Below are 18,375 nucleotides of genomic sequence, written 5' to 3' on the forward strand. Positions count from 1 at the left end.
CCAACCCTTGATTGCTAGCGTTCACCAGAACGAGAATCATGGCGGGGGCCATCCTTGAAGAACTATCTGACAACCGCGCGGCTCGACCGCGTGGAGACAATCTATCTGACCATCCTCCGCGTGGCTGGATTGGCCATCGCAACCGTCTGCCTTCTCGCGGCGATGTTCTTCCTCGGGGACGCGCTTTGGAGATTGGCCGTCAGCACGAAGGTCGATGTTGAGCCGACGGAGGTCGCATCCGCTGATATCGCCCGCGCCATGCAGGCTGCGCCCCGCGCCAATGCCGAGGGCGAGCGAGAGATACCGGAAGAGGTGCGCAAGACACACAAGGCGTTCGTCGATACCTTCTGGCCCCGCTATTACGCGATCTACAAGTCCGCCTTCGACAGCTACAAGAAGGCGGAGGACGAACTGATTTCGCCCACCGACCTTATGAACAATCTCGGCTATGGCCTGGAAAGTTACGCCGCGAGTGTCAGCGGCGACGACTTGTCCGACGAGGCCATGGCGGTGCAGCAACTGGTGCAAAACGCCGACTACCAGACCATGGCGCTCGCCCGGGTCGGCGAAGCCATGAGAGCCCGCACGACGGTTGCGCTGCTGACGCAGTACAAGGCCGCGACCAAGAGCGAACAACGCTGCGTGACCGTTCCACAGACGCGTGTCATCCCACAAGTCTGCGGCTACTACTATGTCTACGATTGCAGCATCACGAGAACAGTGAACGTGGAGCGATGCGAGGCCGTCTACCCGGATGGTATCGTCAGCCCCGCCCAAGCCTTCGAGCGCGCAGACTTTACTTTCGTCGATCTTTATTTCTCGGATCGCGCTAGGAAGACGGCCGATGCCAACTATGAAATCTCAAAGCGCGAGGAGACACGGGCGAAGATCGGCCCAAACCTCCAGTTGGCTTTGATGATCGTCGGAGCCTTCCTCGCGGTCATGTTCTTCTTCCTGATCATCGCTATCGAGCGGCATCTCAGGAAAGTGGCGTACGAGGCGGGGGCCAAGGCTGAAGCACTGCCGGATCATGACCCAGCGACCTAACCCACGATCATCAGGTTGGTGATCAGGCCTGGGACGTAGTCGAAGCGATGGGTCCTGGCCTCGGAGAAGCCCGCGAACTTCAGCCAGGCCTGGTCGGACAGGTAGTTGATGTCGATGCGTTCGCGGGCGGGCTGTAGGGGCCAGCCGAACTTCAGGACGTGAGGCTCCAGCCGGGTGGAGACGCAGGGGACGACGACGGCGAACCGCTTGGAGATGCGGCGGATCTCGGAGATCACCTCGCACAGGTGCTCCATCGGCTCGATGTGTTCAAGGACCCCGAAGCTGACGGCCAGGTCGTAGAGGCCGTCGGGGACGTCGATGCGGGCGGCGTCGGACTGGATGAACTGGAAGTTCGACTGCTGGAGGTCGACGTCGACGACGTCCACTCCGGTCAGGCGGTGGGGCGTGCCGGCGAGCGGGCGGATGAAGTCCTTGCCCGAGCCGCAGCCGACGTCGCAGATCGACAGGGCCGGGCCGTCGAAGAAGTCGATGCCGAGAATGCGGCCCATGATCTCGATGCGGCGGCGCTTCAGGCGCGTGGCGAGGCCCGTGCGCCACCAGGCGGAGACGGCGTCACGACGCAGGCTGGGTGGGGCCTGGGTGGCGGCGAAGGTCTGGTCGATGTTCGCCACGGCGGTCTCCCCTGACCGCTGGTGCGGACACGGAGAATACAACCTTAAGTCGATTTCGATTGGGTAAACGGCGATCAGGCGATCGGTCGCGCGGCCACGCATGGGCAAGTCGGCGAACGCCTGTTACCCAAGGTCATGACCGATACGACCGCCGCCATGCCCCCCGCCCGCCGCCTGAAGAACATCATCGGCGGATCGGCCGGGAATCTGGTCGAGTGGTTCGACTGGTACGCCTATGCGGCCTTCACCCTGTATTTCGCGCCGGTCTTCTTCCCCGAGGGCGACCCGACCGCGCAGTTGCTGGCGACCGCAGCCATCTTCGCCGTCGGCTTCCTGATGCGGCCGATCGGGGCCTGGGTCATGGGGATCTATGCGGATCGGAAGGGACGGAAGGCAGGGCTGACCCTGTCGGTCAGCCTGATGTGCGCGGGGTCGCTGATCATCGCATGTACGCCCGGTCATGCGACCATCGGCATCGCGGCCCCGGCGTTGTTGCTCCTCGCCCGGATGATGCAGGGGCTGAGCGTCGGCGGAGAGTACGGGTCCAGCGCCACCTATCTGTCGGAGATGGCGACGGCCAGGCATCGCGGCTTCTGGTCCAGCTTCCAGTATGTGACGCTGATCTCGGGGCAGCTTCTGGCCCTGGCGTTGCTGATCGTGTTGCAGCGGACGCTGGGCGAGGCGGCGCTGAGCGAGTGGGCCTGGCGCATCCCGTTCTTCGTGGGAGCGGCGCTTGCGGTCATCGTCTTCTGGCTGCGTCGGGGGCTGGACGAGACCCGCGCCTTCCAGTCGGAGGAGACCCGCGCGGCGCCGAAATCCAGCGCCATCGAACTGGTGCTGCGGCACCCGAAGGAGGCGCTGATCGTCATCGGCCTGACGGCCGGCGGAACCTTGGCCTTCTATACCTACACGACCTATCTGCAGAAATTCCTGACCAACACCTCGGGCTTCTCCAAGGCCCAGGCGACCGAGATCTCGGCGGCGGCCCTGTTCATCTTCATGCTGCTGCAGCCGGCGGTGGGGGCCTTGTCGGATCGGGTGGGACGCAAGCCCGTGATGATCGCGTTCGGCGTGCTGGGCCTGTTCCTGACCGTGCCGATCATGAGCGCCCTGGCGGTGACGAACAGCACGATGGTGGCGTTCGGCCTGTCGCTTTTGGCCCTGGTGATCGTCAGCGGCTACACCTCGATCAACGCCGTGGTGAAGGCCGAGCTGTTTCCGGCGCACATCCGAGCGCTGGGCGTCGCCCTGCCCTACGCCATCGCCAATGCGACCTTCGGCGGGACGGCCGAATACGTCGCCCTGTGGTTCAAGCTGGACGGGCGCGAGAGCCTGTATTTCTGGTACGTGACGGGGATGATCGGAATCTCGCTGATCACCTATGTGCTGATGCGTGACACGAAGACGAAGAGTTTGATTGCGGACGACTAGGTTCCGTGCACCCCAGCGAAGGCTGGGGTCCAGATGGAAAAGACGGCGCACGGATCAGAAGAACCGGTGCGCTGCCCAAGCCGACTGAATTCGTAATCTGGACCCCAGCCTTCGCTGGGGTGCACGGGTGGTTATTGGACCGGAGCGGCTTCGGGCGCGACGGTCGGAGCGACAGGAGCGGCCGGGGCAGAAACGGCGGCGACAGGCGCCGGTGCGTTTTCCTCGCCCTCGTTCAGATAGACCACGCGGCATTCGCCATCGATCGTGGTGTAACGGCCGTTGGCGGCGTCGACGAAGGCGATACGGCCGCCATCGTTGTATTCGACCTTGCCGGTCGAGCGGCCGGTGAAGGTCTCCGTGCCATAGGTCCAGCAGGTGATGTCGGCGGCCTGATCGCCCCAGGTGGCGGCGTTGCGGGCGCGCTTGGATTCCGTACAGGCGGCGGCCGTGACGGCGAGGCCGGCGATCAGGACGAGGGTGACAGTGCGCTTCATGCCGCGAACCTGCCGCCCTTGTGGGCATAGGCTTGGGTGCCCTGGGTGATGACCCGGTCGTAGGGCAGGATGGTCTCGATGCCGATGTCCGAAGCGCCCTTCAGCCGGTCGTAGATCGGGCCGAAGTCCTCCAGCGTCGCGTCGTTCAGCGCCTCGATCGAGGGGATGACGAAATAGACCTGCTGGAAATCGTCGATGCGGTAGTCGGTCCGCATGATCCGCTCCAGATCGAAGGCGATGCGATTCGGCGAGGCGTCCTCCAGCGAGAAGACGCTCTCGGTCGCCGACGAGACGATGCCGGCGCCGTAGATGCGAAGGCCGTCGCCCTCGTCCATCAGGCCGAACTCGACCGTGTACCAGTAGAGGCGGGCCAGATTCTTGAGCATGCCGAGGCTCTGGGCGCGCTGGCCGCCCTTGCCGTAGGCCTGCATGTAGTCGGCGAAATCGGGGTCCGTCAGCATGGGGACGTGGCCGAAGACGTCGTGGAAGATGTCCGGCTCCTGCAGGTAGTCCAGCTGATCGGGCTTCCTGATGAACTGGCCCGACGGGAAGCGGCGGTTCGCCAGGTGATCGAAGAAGACGTCGTCGGGCACCAGGCCCGGCACGCAGACGACCGTCCAGCCGGTCAGGGCCTTCAGCTTGGGGTTCAGGACGGCGAAGTCGGGAATGCCGCCGGTGTTGAGGTCGAGCGCCTGCAAGCCCTTCATGAAGGCGTTGGAGGCGCGGCCCGGCAGGATCTCCATCTGGCGGGCGTAGAGGGTGTCCCAGGTGTCGTGCTCGACCTCGGTATAGGCGCGCCAGTTCTGAGAAATGGTCCAGTCGGCGGCCGCGCCTTCGGGCGGCTTCTCAAAGACGTGTTCGAAATCAGACATGACAGGCTCCTTGGGCGGGCAGTCTAGAACCGCGCCGCTGAAGAACCAACGGCTGGATCAATGAATCGGCTGGGCGCGCGGGGCGATATGGCCATGGCCGTCCAGGCTGAACCACTGGGCCTGTTCGTCCGACGACAGGGCCATGTCGGGGTCGTGCTCCAGCACCGCCTCTGCGGCGTAGATCAGGAAGCCGGCGCCCTCCCCCATCGCGAGGATGCGATAGAAGGGCTGGTCCCGATCGTCGGGGCCGGGTTCGTTGACCGGGCCGGCATAGGCGGCGTCGACGTCCACGACCACGCCGCGGAAGCTCTCCTGACGGTGACGCACGATCTGGCCGAGGCCGAATTTCGCTATCTGGGACTGGGTCATGATGAAGGGATACGACCCCGCACCTGAGCCGGATGCCGGTCGTCCCGTTCATCTTCGCGACAGATAGGCTTGGCGCGGACGGTTGTACGGGTCTAGGCTGATCGGGACGGGCGCCCGTTCCGGTTGCGCCCACATGAAAGTACGGCCCATGCCGGACCCCGACGGCGCGCCAAGGCGGCGCGACGAGCGGTCCCGGGTCCAGAGGGCGTCCAATCGGGATGCGTCGGGTCGCGACGCGCCCGTGTTCGGCGCATTGGATCTGGGGACCAACAATTGTCGCCTGCTGATCGCGCGTCCGGCGCGAGCGGGGTTCCGCGTGGTCGACAGCTTCAGCCGCATCGTGAGGTTGGGCGAAGGCCTGTCGCGGACCGGGCGGCTGGACGACGCGGCGATGAACCGGGCCTATGACGCCCTGGCCCTGTGCGCCGAACGGGTCATGCGGCGGGGCGTCGATTCGGCCCGGCTGAGCGCGGTGGCGACCCAGGCCTGTCGCCAGGCCGAGAACGGTCAGGAATTCATCGACCGGGTGCGGAAGGGCACGGGACTGAAGCTGCGGATCATCGATCCGGCGGAAGAGGCGCGGCTGTCGGTCGAGGGCTGTTTGAACCTGTTCGATCCGAAGGCGGAGGCGGTGCTGGTCATCGACGTCGGCGGGGGATCGACCGAGCTGTCCTGGCTGAGAAAGTCGGGCGCGGAGATGAAGACCGTGGCCTGGATGTCGGCGCCGCTGGGGGTCGTGACCCTGGCCGAGCGGCATCCGGAACCGGAGAACTCGGACGAGGACTGGTACGAGGCGATGGTCGCCGACATGGGCGCGGCCCTGGCGGCGGGCCGGTTCGACGACGAGGAGTTCCGGCGGCTGTTCGCCACGGGCCGGGGCCATCTGGTCGGGACGTCAGGGGCGATCACCAGCCTGGCGGGGGTGCATCTGAACCTGCGGCGCTATCAGCGGGACCGGGTCGACGGCCTCTGGATGACGCGGGACGAGTGCGATCAGGCGGCACGGAAGCTGAAGGCCATGGGTCCGAAGGGTCGTGCGGCCGAGGCCTGCATCGGGCCGGACCGGGCCGATCTGGTGCTGGCCGGAGCCGCGATCCTGGACGCCGTGCAGCGGGCCTGGCCGAGCGAACGGGTCAGGGTCGCCGACCGGGGTCTGCGCGAAGGCCTGCTGCTGCAGCAGATGCGCGAGGCGAAGAAGCCCCAGAGGCGGCGGCGCGGCCGGGGCCGGGGTCGTGGCGGTCAGGCGGCGGGGGCCGGCGCTCCGGAGACCTGAGCCGGCAGGGTGATGTCGCAGATGGAGAAGTCCGCGCCGCGCGCCGTCCGCGTTTCGTCCGCCAGGGTGCGGAAGGCGGTGGAGGCCGTGTCCAGCACCTGAACCACCGGACGCTCGGCCTCGGGCAGGTCTGAGGCGATGCGGACGCGGATCATGCGGTCCGGATCGGTCGTGACAGCCCCGTTGTCGCCGTCCCCGACCTTGATGGCGCGCACGACGTCGAGGCCGGACACCACGGTTCCCCAGACGGTGTAGCGCTTGTCCAGCGCCGGATAGGGCTGGCGCATCAGGAAGAACTGGGAGTTGGCGCTGTCGGGATTGTCGTCGCGGGCCATGCCGGCGACGCCGGGGCAGTAGGCGCCCCAGCCATGCACCTTGCCGTCGCCGGTCGTGGCCATCAGCGTAGTGGGCTGGGTCTGGATCGGCAGGCTGTGCAGGAAGCCCAGCATGGCCCCGGCGGGCGCGGCGACCGGGGTGAAGGGGGTCTCCGGGCCCCGACGGAAGGTGAACTCTGCCTTGATGTCCGGGTACGGGCTTTGGCCCTCGCCATTGCCCAGCGGATCGCCCGTCTGGGCCATGAAGCCGTCGATGACGCGGTGGAAGGTGATGCCGTCGAAGAAGTTGCGACGGGTCAGCAACCGCATCCGCTCGACATGAAGGGGCGCGACCTCGGGGGCCAGCTCCACCAGGATGCGGCCCCGGTTGGTGTCGATGATCATCAGGTTGTCGGCCGGGACCGTGCGCCAGTCCGGAGAGGCGGAAGCCGCCGCCGGAGCCGTTGCGGAAGTCTCCTGGGCCTGGACGGCGGAGGCGCCCGCCAGAACCAGACCGATCGCCAGAGCCGTCAACCGCATGATCATCCCCCCGTGACTTCGACCCCCGGCTGCACGTCGCAGACGGTGAACTGGCTGCCGCGTTCGGCGCGGACCTCGGCGACGCGGGCCTGGAAGGCGGCCGAGCTCGGCGACAGCACGCGGACTGACGGACGCTGGCCTTCCGGCAGGGCCGAGGCGGTGCGGACATGGGTCATGACGTCCGGATCGGCGACCGTGCCGTTGTTCTCCTGGGTCCCGGCGTTCAGGGCGCCGAGCACGGTGAAGCCCGACACGACGCGACCGAAGGCCGTGTACATGCCGTTCAGATTGGCGTTGGTCCCGGTCATCATGAAGAACTGGCTGTTGGCGCTGTTGGGGGCGCCCGCGCGGGCCATGCCGGCCACGCCGGGGCAGAACAGGCCGCCCGCCTCGGTCTTGAAGTCGGCGGTGACCATCATCTGGGCGTCCGGCTGGGTCACCACCGGCATGGAGCCGATGATGCCGACGATGGCGGTCGGGGCGGCGCCGCCCTCGATGCGGGCGAAGCCGGCGTCGCGGCCCCGGCGGAAGGTGAACTCGGGCTCCATGTCCGGCAGGGTCGAACCGCCCTGCCCCGTGCCTTCGGGATCGCCGGTCTGGGCCATGAAGCCGGGGATGACCCGGTGGAATTTCAGGCCGTCGTAGAAGCCCTGATCCGCCAGGGTGCGGATGCGCTCGACGTGACGCGGGGCGATGCGCGGATCCAACTCGACCAGGATGCGGCCCTTGGCGGTGTCGATGACCAGCAGGTTCTCCGGCGCGACGGTACGCCAATCACTGGCGGTCGGCGCCGGCGCGGGCGCGGCGGGCGCGGTCTGGGCCATGGCGGCCGGGGCGAGAACCGACAGGGCGGCGGCGAGGACGTAAGGCGTGATCTTCAACGGAGAGGTCCGGTTCTAGCGTTTGACGCGATTCCGCACGGCGGCGGCGACGGCGGGGCTGACGAAGCTGTCGATGTTTCCGTCCAGCCGGGCGATTTCCTTGACCAGTCGCGAGGCGATGGCCTGGTGGCGCGGATCGGCCATCAGGAACACGGTCTCGATGTCGTCATTGAGGCGCTGGTTCATGGCCGTCATCTGGAACTCGTACTCGAAGTCCGCGACGGCGCGCAGGCCCCGCACGATGACCGTGGCGTCCAGGCTCTCGGCGAAATGCATCAGCAGGGTCGAGAAGGGCTGGACCTCGATGTTCGCATCCAGCCGGGCGACCTCGGCGCGAACCATCTCGACGCGCTCGGCGGTCGAGAACAACGGGCCCTTGTCGTCGTTCTGGGCGACGCCGATGACCAGCTTGTCGACCAGCTTCACAGCCCGACCGATGATGTCCATGTGGCCGTTGGTGACCGGATCGAATGTGCCGGGATAGAGCCCGATACGCATGCTGTGCCTCCCCGCCTTTGAGCCTGATTAGCAGGCGTCGCGAGCCGGGCCTAGATCACCTGAACCGGGTTCGACGCCCAGGCCGTCTGGAGCCGTTCGATACGGTCGGGATCGACGGCGAAGGCGTGGTCGCCGATGGCCGTGATCGGACAGGCGGGCGTGGCGCTGTTGCAGAGGAAGGCGGCGTCGAAGGCGGCGAGGTCTGCGAGGCGGATGGGGCGGATCGCGGACCGAAGGCCGACCGTTGAAAGCCCGGCCCGGATCAGGGTCTGGGCCACGCCGTCCAGCATGGGAGCCTCGGGCCAGACGACCGTATCGCTGCTCAGGAAGCCGACATTCCAGGTGGCGCCTTCGGAGATCAGGCCGTCCGCATCGGCGAACAGGACGTCGTCGAAGCCGGCCTGTCGCGCCAGACGGCGGGCGCTGATCAGGGGAAAGATGGCCGTGTGCTTGATGTGGGCGTCGGTGCGGACATAGGTCCGGACCTGGGCGCGGACGCTGGTCGCCAGAGGCGGCGGCGGGGGTGAGATCCAGGTCTGAACCTTGGGCGTGACCTCGGCCGAGGGGCTGCGCGGCAGGATGTCGGGGGCGAACAGGCTGACGCGGAGCCAGGCGTCCCGCCGGTCGGCGACGGCGGTGCGGATCAGGTGGCGAAGGCGGTCTTTGCCGACGGGGAGGCCGAAGAGTTCGAGCGCGGAGGCTTCGAGGCGGGCGAGGTGCAGGTCGAGGCCCCGAACGCCGCCGTCCTCGATGCGGAAGGAGGTGTAGGCGCCGTAGTTGACCAGGGCCTGATAGCGGAGGTCAGCCTCGGTCGGCGGGAGGCCGTCGATGAGGAGGTCGTTCACGCTTCCCTCTCCCAGAGGGAGAGGGATTGAGGCTCGCAGAGCGCAGCGATGCGGCTTAGCCGAAAGGGTGAGGGGTTACGGTGCGTCCGGGTGAGAGCGTAACCCCTCACCCTTTCGCGCAAGTCTGATCGCCTGTCGGCTCTCAGGCGCTCAAGCCCTCTCCCTCTGGAAGAGGGATTACTCCGCGCCGTCACCCTCGACCTCGGCCTCGGGTTCATCCCCGCCGGTTTCGGCAAGCCGTTCCACCGACACGACCTTTTCCCCATCCGCCGTGCGGAAGATGGTCACGCCCTGCGAGGAGCGGCCGACGATGCGGACCTGGCCCACGCGGGTGCGGATCATCTGGCCGCTGGAGGTGACCAGCAGCAGGTCGTCGGTTTCCTCGACCGGGAAGGCGGCGGCGAGGCGGGTGCCCGCCCGACCGCCTAGGCCGTGGGCCGTCAGACCCTGACCGCCGCGACCCGTGCGACGGTATTCGTAGGCGGACGAGCGCTTGCCGAAGCCGGTGTCGGTGACGGTCAGGATGAACTGTTCCGCCGCGCCCAGTTCGGCGATGCGTTCGACGCTGAGCGCCGCATCTGCGACGGCCTCGTCGTCGGCGTCCGGGGTCGTGTCGTCCTCGTCGCCGGCGGCTTTCCGCATGGCGTTGGCGTGTTTGACGTAGGCGGCGCGCTCTTCCGGCGTCGCGTCGACGCGGCCCAGCACGGCCATAGAGATGACCTCGTCGCCGTCTTGAAGACGGACGCCACGCACGCCGGTCGAGTCCCGGCCCTTGAAGACGCGGACGTCGTCGGCCTTGAAGCGGATGGCGCGGCCAAGCGCCGTGGTCAGGAGGACGTCGTCCTCGCCGGTGCAGAGCGCCACGCCGACCATGTGGTCGCCGTCTTCCAACTTCATCGCCATCTTGCCGGCCCGGTTGACCGTGGCGAAGTCCGAAAGCTTGTTCCGGCGCACGTCGCCCGAGCGGGTGGCGAACATGATGTCGTAGTCGCCCCAGGTCGTCTCGTCCTCGGGCAGAGGCAGGACGTTCATAATCGAATCGCCCGGCTCGATCGGCAACAGGTTGACGAAGGCCTTGCCGCGCGAGGTCGGGGCGCCCAGCGGCAGTCTCCAGACCTTGAGCTTGTAGGCCTTGCCGTTGGTGGCGAAGAACAGAACCGGCGTGTGGGTCGAGGCGGAGAAGACGCCGACGACGGCGTCCTCGTCCTTCATCGTCATGCCCGACTTGCCCTTGCCGCCGCGATGCTGGGTCCGATAGGCGTTGAGCGCCACGCGCTTGACGTAGCCGCCGTGGGTGACGGTGACGACCATGTCCTCGCGCGGGATCAGGTCCTCGTCTTCCAGCTCGTAGTCGCCTTCGCCGATCTGGGTTCGGCGCGGGACGGCGAACTCCGACTTCACCAGCAGGAGGTCCTCGCGGATGATGGCGAGGATGTTCTTGCGGTCCGACAGGATCGTCAGGTGGCCCTGGATGGTGTCGGCCAGGCCCCTCGCCTCGCCGAAGATGTCGTCACGGCCGAGGCCCGTCAGACGCGACAGGGTCAGGGCCAGGATGGCGCGGGCCTGTTCGTCGGTCAGCTTGATCTTGTCGCCCTCGACCAGGACGGTGCGCGGGTCGGCGATCAGCTCGACCAGGGCCATCATGTCGCCGACGGGCCAGGCCTTGGCCTGCAGGCGCTCGCGGGCCTCCGCCGGATCGGCCGAGGAGCGGATGATGTGGATGACCTCGTCGATGTTGGCGACGGCGACGGCCAGACCGACCAGGACGTGGCCACGGTCGCGGGCCTTGGCCAGCTCGAACTTGACGCGGCGGACCACGACCTCTTCGCGGAAGTCGAGGAAGACCTCGAGCAGTTTCCGCAGGCCCATCTGTTCCGGGCGGCCGTGGTTCAGGGCCAGCACGTTGACGCCGAACGACGACTGCATGGCCGTGTAGCGCCACAGCTGGTTCAGGATCACGTCGCCGGACGCATCGCGCTTCAGCTCGATGACGATACGCATGCCCGCGCGGTCGGATTCGTCGCGGACGTCGGAGATGCCCTCCAGACGCTTCTCGCGGACCATCTCGGCGATGCGCTCGATCAGCGTCTGTTTGTTGACCTGGAACGGCAGCTCGGTGACCACGATGGCTTCGCGGTCCTTGCGGATGGTTTCCACCGAAGCGATGCCGCGCACGACGACGGAGCCGCGACCGTCGCGGAGCGCATTGCGGGGCGCGGTGCGGCCCAGGATCTCGCCGCCCGTGGGGAAGTCAGGTCCCGGCACGATGTCCAGGATGGCGTCGTCGGAGATGTTCGGGTCGTCCAGCAGGGCCACGGCCGCATCGACGACCTCGCCCAGGTTGTGCGGCGGGATGTTGGTCGCCATGCCGACGGCGATGCCGCCCGCGCCGTTGACCAGAAGGTTCGGAATGCGAGACGGCAGAACGACCGGCTCCAGCTCCTTCTCGTCGTAGTTCGGCTGGAAATCGACCGTGTCCTTGTCGATGTCGGCCAGCAGGGCCACGGCGGCCGGGGCCATCCGGGCCTCGGTGTATCGCATGGAGGCCGGCATATCGCCGTCGACCGAGCCGAAATTCCCCTGGCCGTCGACCAGCATCAGACCCATCGAGAACGGCTGGGCCATGCGGACCAGGGCCATATAGACCGAGGCGTCGCCGTGCGGGTGGAAGCGGCCCAGAACGTCGCCGACGACGCGGGCGCACTTCGAATACGACCGCTCGGGCGTCATGTTCAGGTCGTGCATCGAATAGAGGATGCGACGGTGAACCGGCTTGAGGCCGTCACGGGCGTCCGGCAGGGCGCGCGAGACGATCACGCTCATGGCGTAGTCGAGGTAGGAGCGTTTCAGCTCGTCCTCGATCGTGATCACGGAAATGTCCGAGCCGCCCGAACCGGCGGGCGGTGCGGCGTTTTCGTAGCTGTCGTCGGTCAAGGAATCTGGGCTTTAGTTTGCCGGAATCGGAACGTGATCCGCTGTCCGGTTTTCTAGCATCCGAGGCGTCGGGAGGCAAAGTTTGCGCTTCTTCCGATGCGATCCGTGAAAGGACTGAAATGCGTTCCTCCCCCCTCGCTCTCGCCCTCATCGCCAGTTCCGTGCTGACCGCCGGCGCCGCCCTGGCCCAGACGGCCGCCCCGCCGCCGCCCGCGCCTGCGCCCGCGGCGGTCGCGACCGCCGCCCTGCACACCGCCGACGGCGGGGACGCAGGCTCGGTGACCGCCTTCGCCGGCCCCGACGGCTTCCTGTTCAAGGTCGAGGGCAAGGGTTGGCCCGAGGGCTGGCACGGGGTCCACCTGCATGCCGTAGGCACCTGCGAAGGGCCGGGCTTCACCTCGGCCGGGGCCCATGTGAACCACGCCGATCCCGACAAGCTGCCCCACGGCCTGTTGAACGCCGACGGTCCCGACCTGGGCGACCTGCAGAACGTCTTCGCCCACGCGGACGGCTCGGCCCATGCCGAGGTCTATGCCCCGACGACGGACATCGACCTGACGGGCGGCGACGGGACCTCCTTCCTCGTTCACGCCAACCGCGACGACCACGTGTCCCAGCCGATCGGCGGCGCGGGCGACCGCATCGCCTGCGGCGTGTTCCAGGCCGCGCCCGGTTCGAGCCACGCGGGCCACTGACGCTTCTCCGGCCGGACGGGGCGTCCGCGTCCCGCCCGGCCGGGCTTGATCTTCGCCGCCGCCGTCCTCCATCGTGACGCGATGGCGCTTCTACCCGGCGATCCGGTTCCGAAATTCACCCTGCCCGGCACGGCCGTCCCGCGCTTCACCTTCGACAGCGCGGCGGGCCGGTATCTGGTCGTGGCCTTCGTTCGAGCGGATGGAGCGGAGGCGGCGGCGGACGTGATCCGGGCCCGCCCCAGAACCTTCGACGACGTCCAGGCCAGCGCGTTCATCGTCGTGGTCGGCGAAGACCGAGAGCGGGCGCGGCGCTGCGACGTCATTCCGGGCCTCCGTTTCCTGTTCGACGCCGAGGGCGAGGCGGCCGGCCTCTATGGGGCGGAGACCGACTGCTGGCTGCTGATCGACCCGGCGCTGCATCTTCTGGCCATGGAGCGGTCGGATCAGGCGGAGCGGATGGCGGATCAGGTCGCGGGTCTGGCCCCGCCCTCGTCGCACGGCGGGTTCGAGGGGCAGGCGCCGGTCCTGATGACGCCGCGCATCTTCGAGCCCGAGTTCTGCAAGGCCCTGATCGAGGCCTATCGTCGGCAGGGCGGCCAGCCGTCGGGCGTCATGCGTCAGTTCGGCGAGGAGACCCGGCTGGTGATGAGCCCGGACTTCAAGCGACGCTCTGACGTGATCCTGGAGGACGGCGACCTGAGGAAGGGGCTGGTGGCGCGGCTGGCGCGACGGCTGACGCCGCAGATCGAGAAGGCCTTCGCCTTCGCCCCCACGCGGATCGAACGCTATCTGGTGGCGCGGTACGACGCGGAGACCGGCGGCTTCTTCCGGCCGCACCGGGACAATACGACCGTGGCGACCCGGCACCGGCGGTTCGCCGTCTCGATCAATCTGAACGAAGACTATGACGGCGGCGACCTGAGGTTCCCGGAGTTCGGGATGCGGACCTATCGGCCGCCGCCCGGCGGGGCCTGCGTGTTCTCCTGCTCGATCCTGCACGAGGCGACGGCGGTGACGCGGGGCGAGCGGTTCGCCTTCCTGCCCTTCGTTCACGACGAGGCTGCGGAGAAGGTGCGAAGAGAGAACGAGGGCGCCCTGGCCCCGGTCGCCGGCTAGGGTCCGTACTCAATAAGGTCTGGCGGTGAGTTTGGCGTTCTGATTCAAGGCTTCTGGAAGGGAGCCTTGGATGCGGAAGCTTTACTGGCTGGACGACGAAGCTTGGGCGCGGATCGAGCCGCACCTTCCGACGGGACGGCGAGGGGCGCGCAGGGTCGATGATCGCCGCGTGTTGTCGGGCATCGTGCACATGCTGCAGTCAGGCGCGCGCTGGCGGGACTGCCCGCCGGAGTACGGGCCATACACGACGGTCTACAACCGCTTCAATCGCTGGAGCCGGCAGGGCGTTTGGCACGACATCTTCAAGGCCCTGACCGGCCACAGCGGCATCTACTCCTCGGCCGCCATCGACAGCACCTCGGTCAAGGCCCATCGCTCGGCGGCGGGCGCAAAAAGGGGGCCTTCGTCCAGGGCATAGGCCGCTCCAGAGGCGGCCGCACGACCAAGATCCACGGCCTCGTGGACGATCGAGGGCGACCCCGTGTGCTGTTGCTCAGCGCCGGCAACACCAACGACATCACCATGGCCCACGCCCTGATCGAGGCGGCCGGACCGTTCGCAAGGCTGCTGGCGGACCGCGGCTACGACGCCGATCACCTCCGAAGGCGACTGGCCGAACGACGCGCCGAGGCCGTCATCCCGACCACGACCTCGCGCAAGCGGCCCATCCCCTACGACGTCGTCGCCTACCGACAGAGGAACACCGTCGAACGCCTATGGGCCAGGCTCAAGGACTTCAGGCGTATCGCGACACGCTACGACAAACTCGCCGCGAACTTCCTCTCCAGCGTCCTCATCGCCGCCACCGTCGCCTATTGGGCCAAATGAGTCCGGACCCTAGCGCTCTTTTGTCTGCGGCCTGACCTGGTCGGAAAACCGCCGACACTTTTCCGGGTCAGGCCTCAGGGCTGCAGCCGGGTCCGGCTCCAGCCGTCGCCGTCCCGCGTGAACAGGAGCCGGTCGTGCAGCCGGAACGGCCGGTCGCGCCAGAACTCCACCGCCTCCGGGATCACCCGCCAGCCGGTCCAGCGTTCGGGCCGGGGCACGTCCTGCCCCTCGAACCGTGCGGTCTCGCGCGCGACCGCCGCCTCCAGATCCGCGCGGCTGGCCAGCGGCCGCGACTGGTCCGAGGCCCAGGCGCCGATCCGGCTCTCGCGCGCCCGGCTGGCGAAATACGCGTCCGCCTCCTCCACGCTGACCGGCTCGACCACGCCCCTCACCCGCACCTGACGGCGCAGGGACTTCCAGTGGAACAGGAGGGCCGCGCGCGGCGTCGCCGCCAGCTCCAGCCCCTTGGCGCTCTCCCGGTTGGAATAGAAGGTGAAGCCGCGCTGATCGACGTCCTTCAGCAGCACCATCCGGCTGTCCGGCGACCCGTCAGCGTCCACGGTGGAAAGGGCCATGGCGTTGGCGTCGTTCGGTTCATGCCCCTTCGCCTGCTCCAACCATTCGACGAACAGGCCGGTAGGCTCGGGCCGGTCGAAGATCGTCTCGTCCCCGTTGGCGGCCAGGGCGGCGGCGTAGTCGCGGGCGTACTCCTCGCGGGATGGGCTGGGCGGAATGGCGGCGTTGGTCATGGGCCCGCCTATAGCAAGGGCATCGCCGACCTGCACGGTTAACCCGGCATTGACCATGCCCACGGCCTATGGAGCGGATGAGCGCCCCCGGCCCCCGTCTGAACGAAGCCTTCGCCGTCCTGGGCCTGCACGGCCCGACGGAACAGGACGCCCTGACCCGCGCCTTCCGCCTGGCGGTCAAGAGCGCGCGCCCCGACCTGCCCGGCGGCGACGCCGAACGCTTCCGCCGGATCATCGCCGCCTACCGCCTGATCCAGTCCGAGGGCACGCGCCCCGCCCTCGCCGCCCCGGTCCAGCGCCCCGCCGCCCTGCCGGTCGTCGGTCTGACCCCGCTGGAAGCCGTCCTCGGCGGCGACACGACCGTCCGGCTCGGCGACCGCATCCTTCGCGTCCACGCCCCCGCCGGGATGCGGACGGGTGAGCATCTGCGCCTCAAGGGCGCGGCCGAGGACGGTTCGGACCTCTATCTGCCCGTCCTGATCCGTCCCGCCGACGGGATGAGCGTTCTGGGCGACGACCTCTACATGACCGCGCCGGTGGCGCCCCGCGTCCTGGCCGACGGCGGTCGGGTCGAGATCGAGACCCACGCCGGGCCCCGCGACGCCTGGGTCGCCCCCGGCCTGACGATGCCGGTCCGTCTGCGCCTGCGCGGCCTCGGCCTGCCGGCCCGCGGCGCCCACCCAGAAGGCCACCTGTTCGTGTCGCTGAAACCGTCCGAAGACGCCCCGTCGGCGGCCGAAGACCTGCTGGCCCGCTTCACCCGCGTCTGGACGCCGGACCGCCTCGCCGCGTAAGCGAGGCAGGCTATGTCTCACAACACCTTCGGCCATCTCTTCCGCGTGACCACCTGGGGCGAAAGCCACGGCCCGGCGATCGGCTGTGTCGTGGACGGATGTCCGCCATTGATTCCGCTCACGGAGGCCGACCTCCAACCCTGGCTCGACCTGAGGAAACCCGGCGGCAGCCGCTTCGTGACCCAGAGGCAGGAGACCGACGTCGCCCGCATCCTGTCCGGCGTCTTCGACGACGGGGCGGGCCCTGTCACGACCGGAACGCCCATCGCCATCCACATCGACAACGTCGATGCCCGCTCCAAGGACTATGGCGAGATCGCTCGCGCCTATCGTCCCGGCCACGCCGACCTGACCTATCAGACCAAATACGGCGTCCGCGACCACCGGGGCGGCGGCCGGTCCTCAGCGCGCGAGACCGCCAGCCGGGTCGCCGCCGGGGCCGTGGCCCGCCGCGTCCTGGGCGACGGCGTCACGATCCGCGCCGGGGTCGTCCAGCTTGGCCCGCACCGGATCGCGCCGGAGGCCGTCGACTTCTCGGCCGTCTACGACAACCCCCTGTTCGCCGCCTCGGCCGAGGTTGTGCCAGCCTGGGAAGAGTATCTGGACGGCGTCCGCAAGGCCGGCTCGTCCATCGGCGCCGTCGTGGCGCTGGAGGTCACGGGCGTTCCGGCGGGCTGGGGTTCGCCCCTCTATGCCAAGCTCGACGCCGAACTGGCCGCCGCCATGATGTCGATCAACGCCGTCAAGGGCGTGGAGATCGGCGCGGGCTTCGGCGCCGCCGAACTGTCGGGCGAAGAGAACGCCGACGAGATGCGCCTGGGCGAGGACGGCCAGATCCTGTTCGGCTCCAACAACGCGGGCGGCATCCTGGGCGGCATCTCGACGGGCCAGCCGCTGACGGCCCGCGTGGCGTTCAAGCCGACCTCCTCCATCCTGACGCCGCGCCAGACTGTGACCCGCGACGGGACCGAGGCCGACCTGCGCACCAAGGGCCGTCACGACCCCTGCGTGGCCCTGCGCGGCGTTCCGGTCGTGGAGGCCATGGCCGCCTGCGTCCTCGCCGACGCCTTGCTGAGGCACCGCGCCCAGATCGGTTGATATCCAACGGTTAGATCGTATATACAATGAGCTTCGAGTTTGACCCGGCGAAGGACGCGATCAATCAAGACAAGCACGGGATTTCCCTGGCGAGGGCGCAGGATTTCGAAATCAGGGGCACGGTGATCGATCCCTATCCTGACGAAGTCCGCTTTCGATCGTTCGGGTTGATCGACGGCCGGGCCTACTGCCTAGTTTATACGCTGCGTTCAGGCGCCGTTCGCGCAATCAGCCTTCGACGGGCGCGAAACAAGGAGTTCAATCGATATGTTCCGGTCCAACAAAGGCTTTCCCGACCATGAGGTCGACTTGACCGATCCGGACAATCCGGAATGGACGGAAGCGGACTTCGAACGCGCCGTAGGACCCGAGTCTCTTCCGCCTGAAGTCCTCGCGGCCTTTCCGCGAACCAAGGTCCGCGGCGCCCAGGCGGCGCCCACCAAGACCCCCATCTCGCTTCGCGTCGATGCCGATGTGCTGGAACGCTATCGCGCGACGGGTCCCGGCTGGCAGGGCCGGATGAACGCCGTCCTGCGCAAGGGCGTCGCCGGCCTGTAGGGCTCAGGTCATCTTTGGTTCACCACGTTCGCGGTAGACCTCGCGCATGACCCAGACGCTGTCCCGCACCGCCGCCCTCGCCGCCGTCCTGGCAGGCTCGCTGATGCTTCAGGGCTGTCTGGTCGGGGCCGTGGTCGGAACGGCCGGCGCGGTCGTCGGGGGCGCGGCCAAGGTCACGGGCGCGGTCGTCGGGGCCGGCGTCGACGCCGTCACCACCTCGGACGAGGAAACCCGCGCCCGCCGCGATCGCGAACAGCGCGACTGGGAACGCGAGCAACGCCGCTGCGAACAGCGCCGCGCCCAAGGCCGGACCTGCTAGGTACGGAACGGGGGCTGCCGCGGGCGGGCGGTGGCACTGTTTTCGAATTTCGAGTGCCAACGTGCCAACGTGCCAACGTGCCACGACC

20 protein-coding genes and 1 pseudogene are annotated in these 18,375 nt (G+C 68.1%); 11 read left to right on the plus strand and 10 right to left on the minus strand.

Features of this window, described 5'->3' with window-relative positions; translation table 11 throughout:
• Positions 1-54 precede the first annotated feature (54 nt).
• Positions 55-1,047, plus strand: coding sequence for a hypothetical protein (locus ACETK8_RS16015; RefSeq protein ID WP_374036826.1), 993 nt, complete (start codon positions 55-57; stop codon positions 1,045-1,047).
• Here ACETK8_RS16015 and ACETK8_RS16020 read toward each other — a convergent pair.
• Complete coding sequence (locus ACETK8_RS16020) at positions 1,044-1,679, minus strand: class I SAM-dependent methyltransferase (protein ID WP_374036827.1); 636 nt, start codon at positions 1,677-1,679, stop codon at positions 1,044-1,046. The two genes, ACETK8_RS16015 and ACETK8_RS16020, sit on opposite strands and share 4 nt — an antisense overlap.
• Positions 1,680-1,814: 135 nt before the next feature.
• Here ACETK8_RS16020 and ACETK8_RS16025 point away from each other — a divergent pair, with 135 nt between their 5' ends.
• Entirely contained in the window at positions 1,815-3,110 is a 1,296-nt protein-coding gene (locus ACETK8_RS16025) for an MFS transporter (RefSeq protein ID WP_374036828.1), read from the plus strand.
• Positions 3,111-3,241: 131 nt separating this feature from the next.
• Here ACETK8_RS16025 and ACETK8_RS16030 read toward each other — a convergent pair whose 3' ends face one another.
• The 3 genes from ACETK8_RS16030 to hspQ are packed head-to-tail and all read right to left on the minus strand — an operon-like array spanning position 3,242 to position 4,845.
• Positions 3,242-3,604 carry a hypothetical protein gene (locus ACETK8_RS16030; protein WP_374036829.1) on the minus strand — a complete coding sequence of 121 codons (363 nt, stop codon included), beginning with the start codon at positions 3,602-3,604 and terminating at the stop codon, positions 3,242-3,244.
• A complete protein-coding gene (phhA, locus tag ACETK8_RS16035) occupies positions 3,601-4,476 on the minus strand; it encodes a phenylalanine 4-monooxygenase (protein ID WP_374036830.1) in 876 nt (291 codons plus the stop codon). Before phhA ends, ACETK8_RS16030 begins: the two co-directional genes overlap by 4 nt.
• Before the next feature lie 57 nt (positions 4,477-4,533).
• Positions 4,534-4,845, minus strand: coding sequence for a heat shock protein HspQ (gene hspQ / locus ACETK8_RS16040; protein WP_374036831.1), 312 nt, complete (start codon positions 4,843-4,845; stop codon positions 4,534-4,536).
• A gap of 148 nt (positions 4,846-4,993) precedes the next feature.
• Here hspQ and ACETK8_RS16045 point away from each other — a divergent pair, with 148 nt between their 5' ends.
• A complete protein-coding gene (locus ACETK8_RS16045) occupies positions 4,994-6,118 on the plus strand; it encodes a Ppx/GppA phosphatase family protein (protein WP_374039418.1) in 1,125 nt (374 codons plus the stop codon).
• Here the strand turns inward: ACETK8_RS16045 and ACETK8_RS16050 are convergent.
• The 5 genes from ACETK8_RS16050 to gyrA form a co-directional block, all read right to left on the minus strand.
• Positions 6,085-6,978, minus strand: coding sequence for a peptidylprolyl isomerase (locus ACETK8_RS16050; protein WP_374036832.1), 894 nt, complete (start codon positions 6,976-6,978; stop codon positions 6,085-6,087). The genes ACETK8_RS16045 and ACETK8_RS16050 overlap by 34 nt on opposite strands.
• The gene (locus tag ACETK8_RS16055; protein ID WP_374036833.1) at positions 6,975-7,853 is read right to left on the minus strand and encodes a peptidylprolyl isomerase; all 879 of its coding nucleotides are present in this window, start codon (positions 7,851-7,853) and stop codon (positions 6,975-6,977) included. The genes ACETK8_RS16050 and ACETK8_RS16055 overlap by 4 nt, the downstream gene beginning before the upstream one ends.
• Positions 7,854-7,868: 15 nt before the next feature.
• Complete coding sequence (gene coaD / locus ACETK8_RS16060; protein WP_374036834.1) at positions 7,869-8,351, minus strand: pantetheine-phosphate adenylyltransferase; 483 nt, start codon at positions 8,349-8,351, stop codon at positions 7,869-7,871.
• A 50-nt stretch (positions 8,352-8,401) separates the two neighbouring features.
• Positions 8,402-9,196 (minus strand): aminotransferase class IV, encoded by a 795-nt coding sequence (locus ACETK8_RS16065; RefSeq protein WP_374036835.1) that lies wholly within the window; start codon positions 9,194-9,196, stop codon positions 8,402-8,404.
• Positions 9,197-9,373: 177 nt separating this feature from the next.
• Positions 9,374-12,130: a DNA gyrase subunit A gene (gene gyrA / locus ACETK8_RS16070; RefSeq protein ID WP_374036836.1), complete on the minus strand. Its 2,757-nt coding sequence runs from the start codon at positions 12,128-12,130 to the stop codon at positions 9,374-9,376.
• Positions 12,131-12,249: 119 nt separating this feature from the next.
• Between gyrA and ACETK8_RS16075 the strand changes: the two genes are divergently transcribed.
• The 3 genes and pseudogenes from ACETK8_RS16075 to ACETK8_RS16085 all read left to right on the plus strand — a co-directional run bounded on the left by ACETK8_RS16075 (position 12,250) and on the right by ACETK8_RS16085 (position 14,769).
• On the plus strand, positions 12,250-12,825 hold the full coding sequence (locus ACETK8_RS16075) for a superoxide dismutase family protein (RefSeq protein ID WP_374036837.1): 576 nt from the start codon (positions 12,250-12,252) through the stop codon (positions 12,823-12,825).
• 81 nt (positions 12,826-12,906) lie between these two features.
• Entirely contained in the window at positions 12,907-13,941 is a 1,035-nt protein-coding gene (locus ACETK8_RS16080; protein WP_374036838.1) for a 2OG-Fe(II) oxygenase, read from the plus strand.
• A 70-nt stretch (positions 13,942-14,011) separates the two neighbouring features.
• A pseudogene (locus ACETK8_RS16085) lies at positions 14,012-14,769 on the plus strand (IS5 family transposase).
• 74 nt (positions 14,770-14,843) lie between these two features.
• On the opposite strand, the gene pdxH reads toward ACETK8_RS16085, so the two are convergent.
• The gene (pdxH, locus tag ACETK8_RS16090; protein ID WP_374036839.1) at positions 14,844-15,518 is read right to left on the minus strand and encodes a pyridoxamine 5'-phosphate oxidase; all 675 of its coding nucleotides are present in this window, start codon (positions 15,516-15,518) and stop codon (positions 14,844-14,846) included.
• 77 nt (positions 15,519-15,595) lie between these two features.
• Here pdxH and ACETK8_RS16095 point away from each other — a divergent pair, with 77 nt between their 5' ends.
• The 5 genes from ACETK8_RS16095 to ACETK8_RS16115 are packed head-to-tail and all read left to right on the plus strand — an operon-like array spanning position 15,596 to position 18,287.
• Positions 15,596-16,312, plus strand: a complete 717-nt coding sequence (locus ACETK8_RS16095) for a DnaJ C-terminal domain-containing protein (protein ID WP_374036840.1) — start codon at positions 15,596-15,598, stop codon at positions 16,310-16,312.
• 12 nt (positions 16,313-16,324) lie between these two features.
• Positions 16,325-17,410: a chorismate synthase gene (aroC, locus tag ACETK8_RS16100; RefSeq protein WP_374036841.1), complete on the plus strand. Its 1,086-nt coding sequence runs from the start codon at positions 16,325-16,327 to the stop codon at positions 17,408-17,410.
• A gap of 26 nt (positions 17,411-17,436) precedes the next feature.
• A complete protein-coding gene (locus tag ACETK8_RS16105) occupies positions 17,437-17,712 on the plus strand; it encodes a BrnT family toxin (RefSeq protein WP_374036842.1) in 276 nt (91 codons plus the stop codon).
• A gap of 7 nt (positions 17,713-17,719) precedes the next feature.
• Positions 17,720-17,968 carry a BrnA antitoxin family protein gene (locus ACETK8_RS16110; RefSeq protein WP_374036843.1) on the plus strand — a complete coding sequence of 83 codons (249 nt, stop codon included), beginning with the start codon at positions 17,720-17,722 and terminating at the stop codon, positions 17,966-17,968.
• Between the two features lie 46 nt (positions 17,969-18,014).
• Positions 18,015-18,287, plus strand: a complete 273-nt coding sequence (locus tag ACETK8_RS16115) for a hypothetical protein (RefSeq protein WP_374036844.1) — start codon at positions 18,015-18,017, stop codon at positions 18,285-18,287.
• The last annotated feature ends 88 nt before the right edge of the window (positions 18,288-18,375 follow it).

Source organism: Brevundimonas staleyi, assembly GCF_041893865.1.
GTDB lineage: Bacteria > Pseudomonadota > Alphaproteobacteria > Caulobacterales > Caulobacteraceae > Brevundimonas > Brevundimonas staleyi.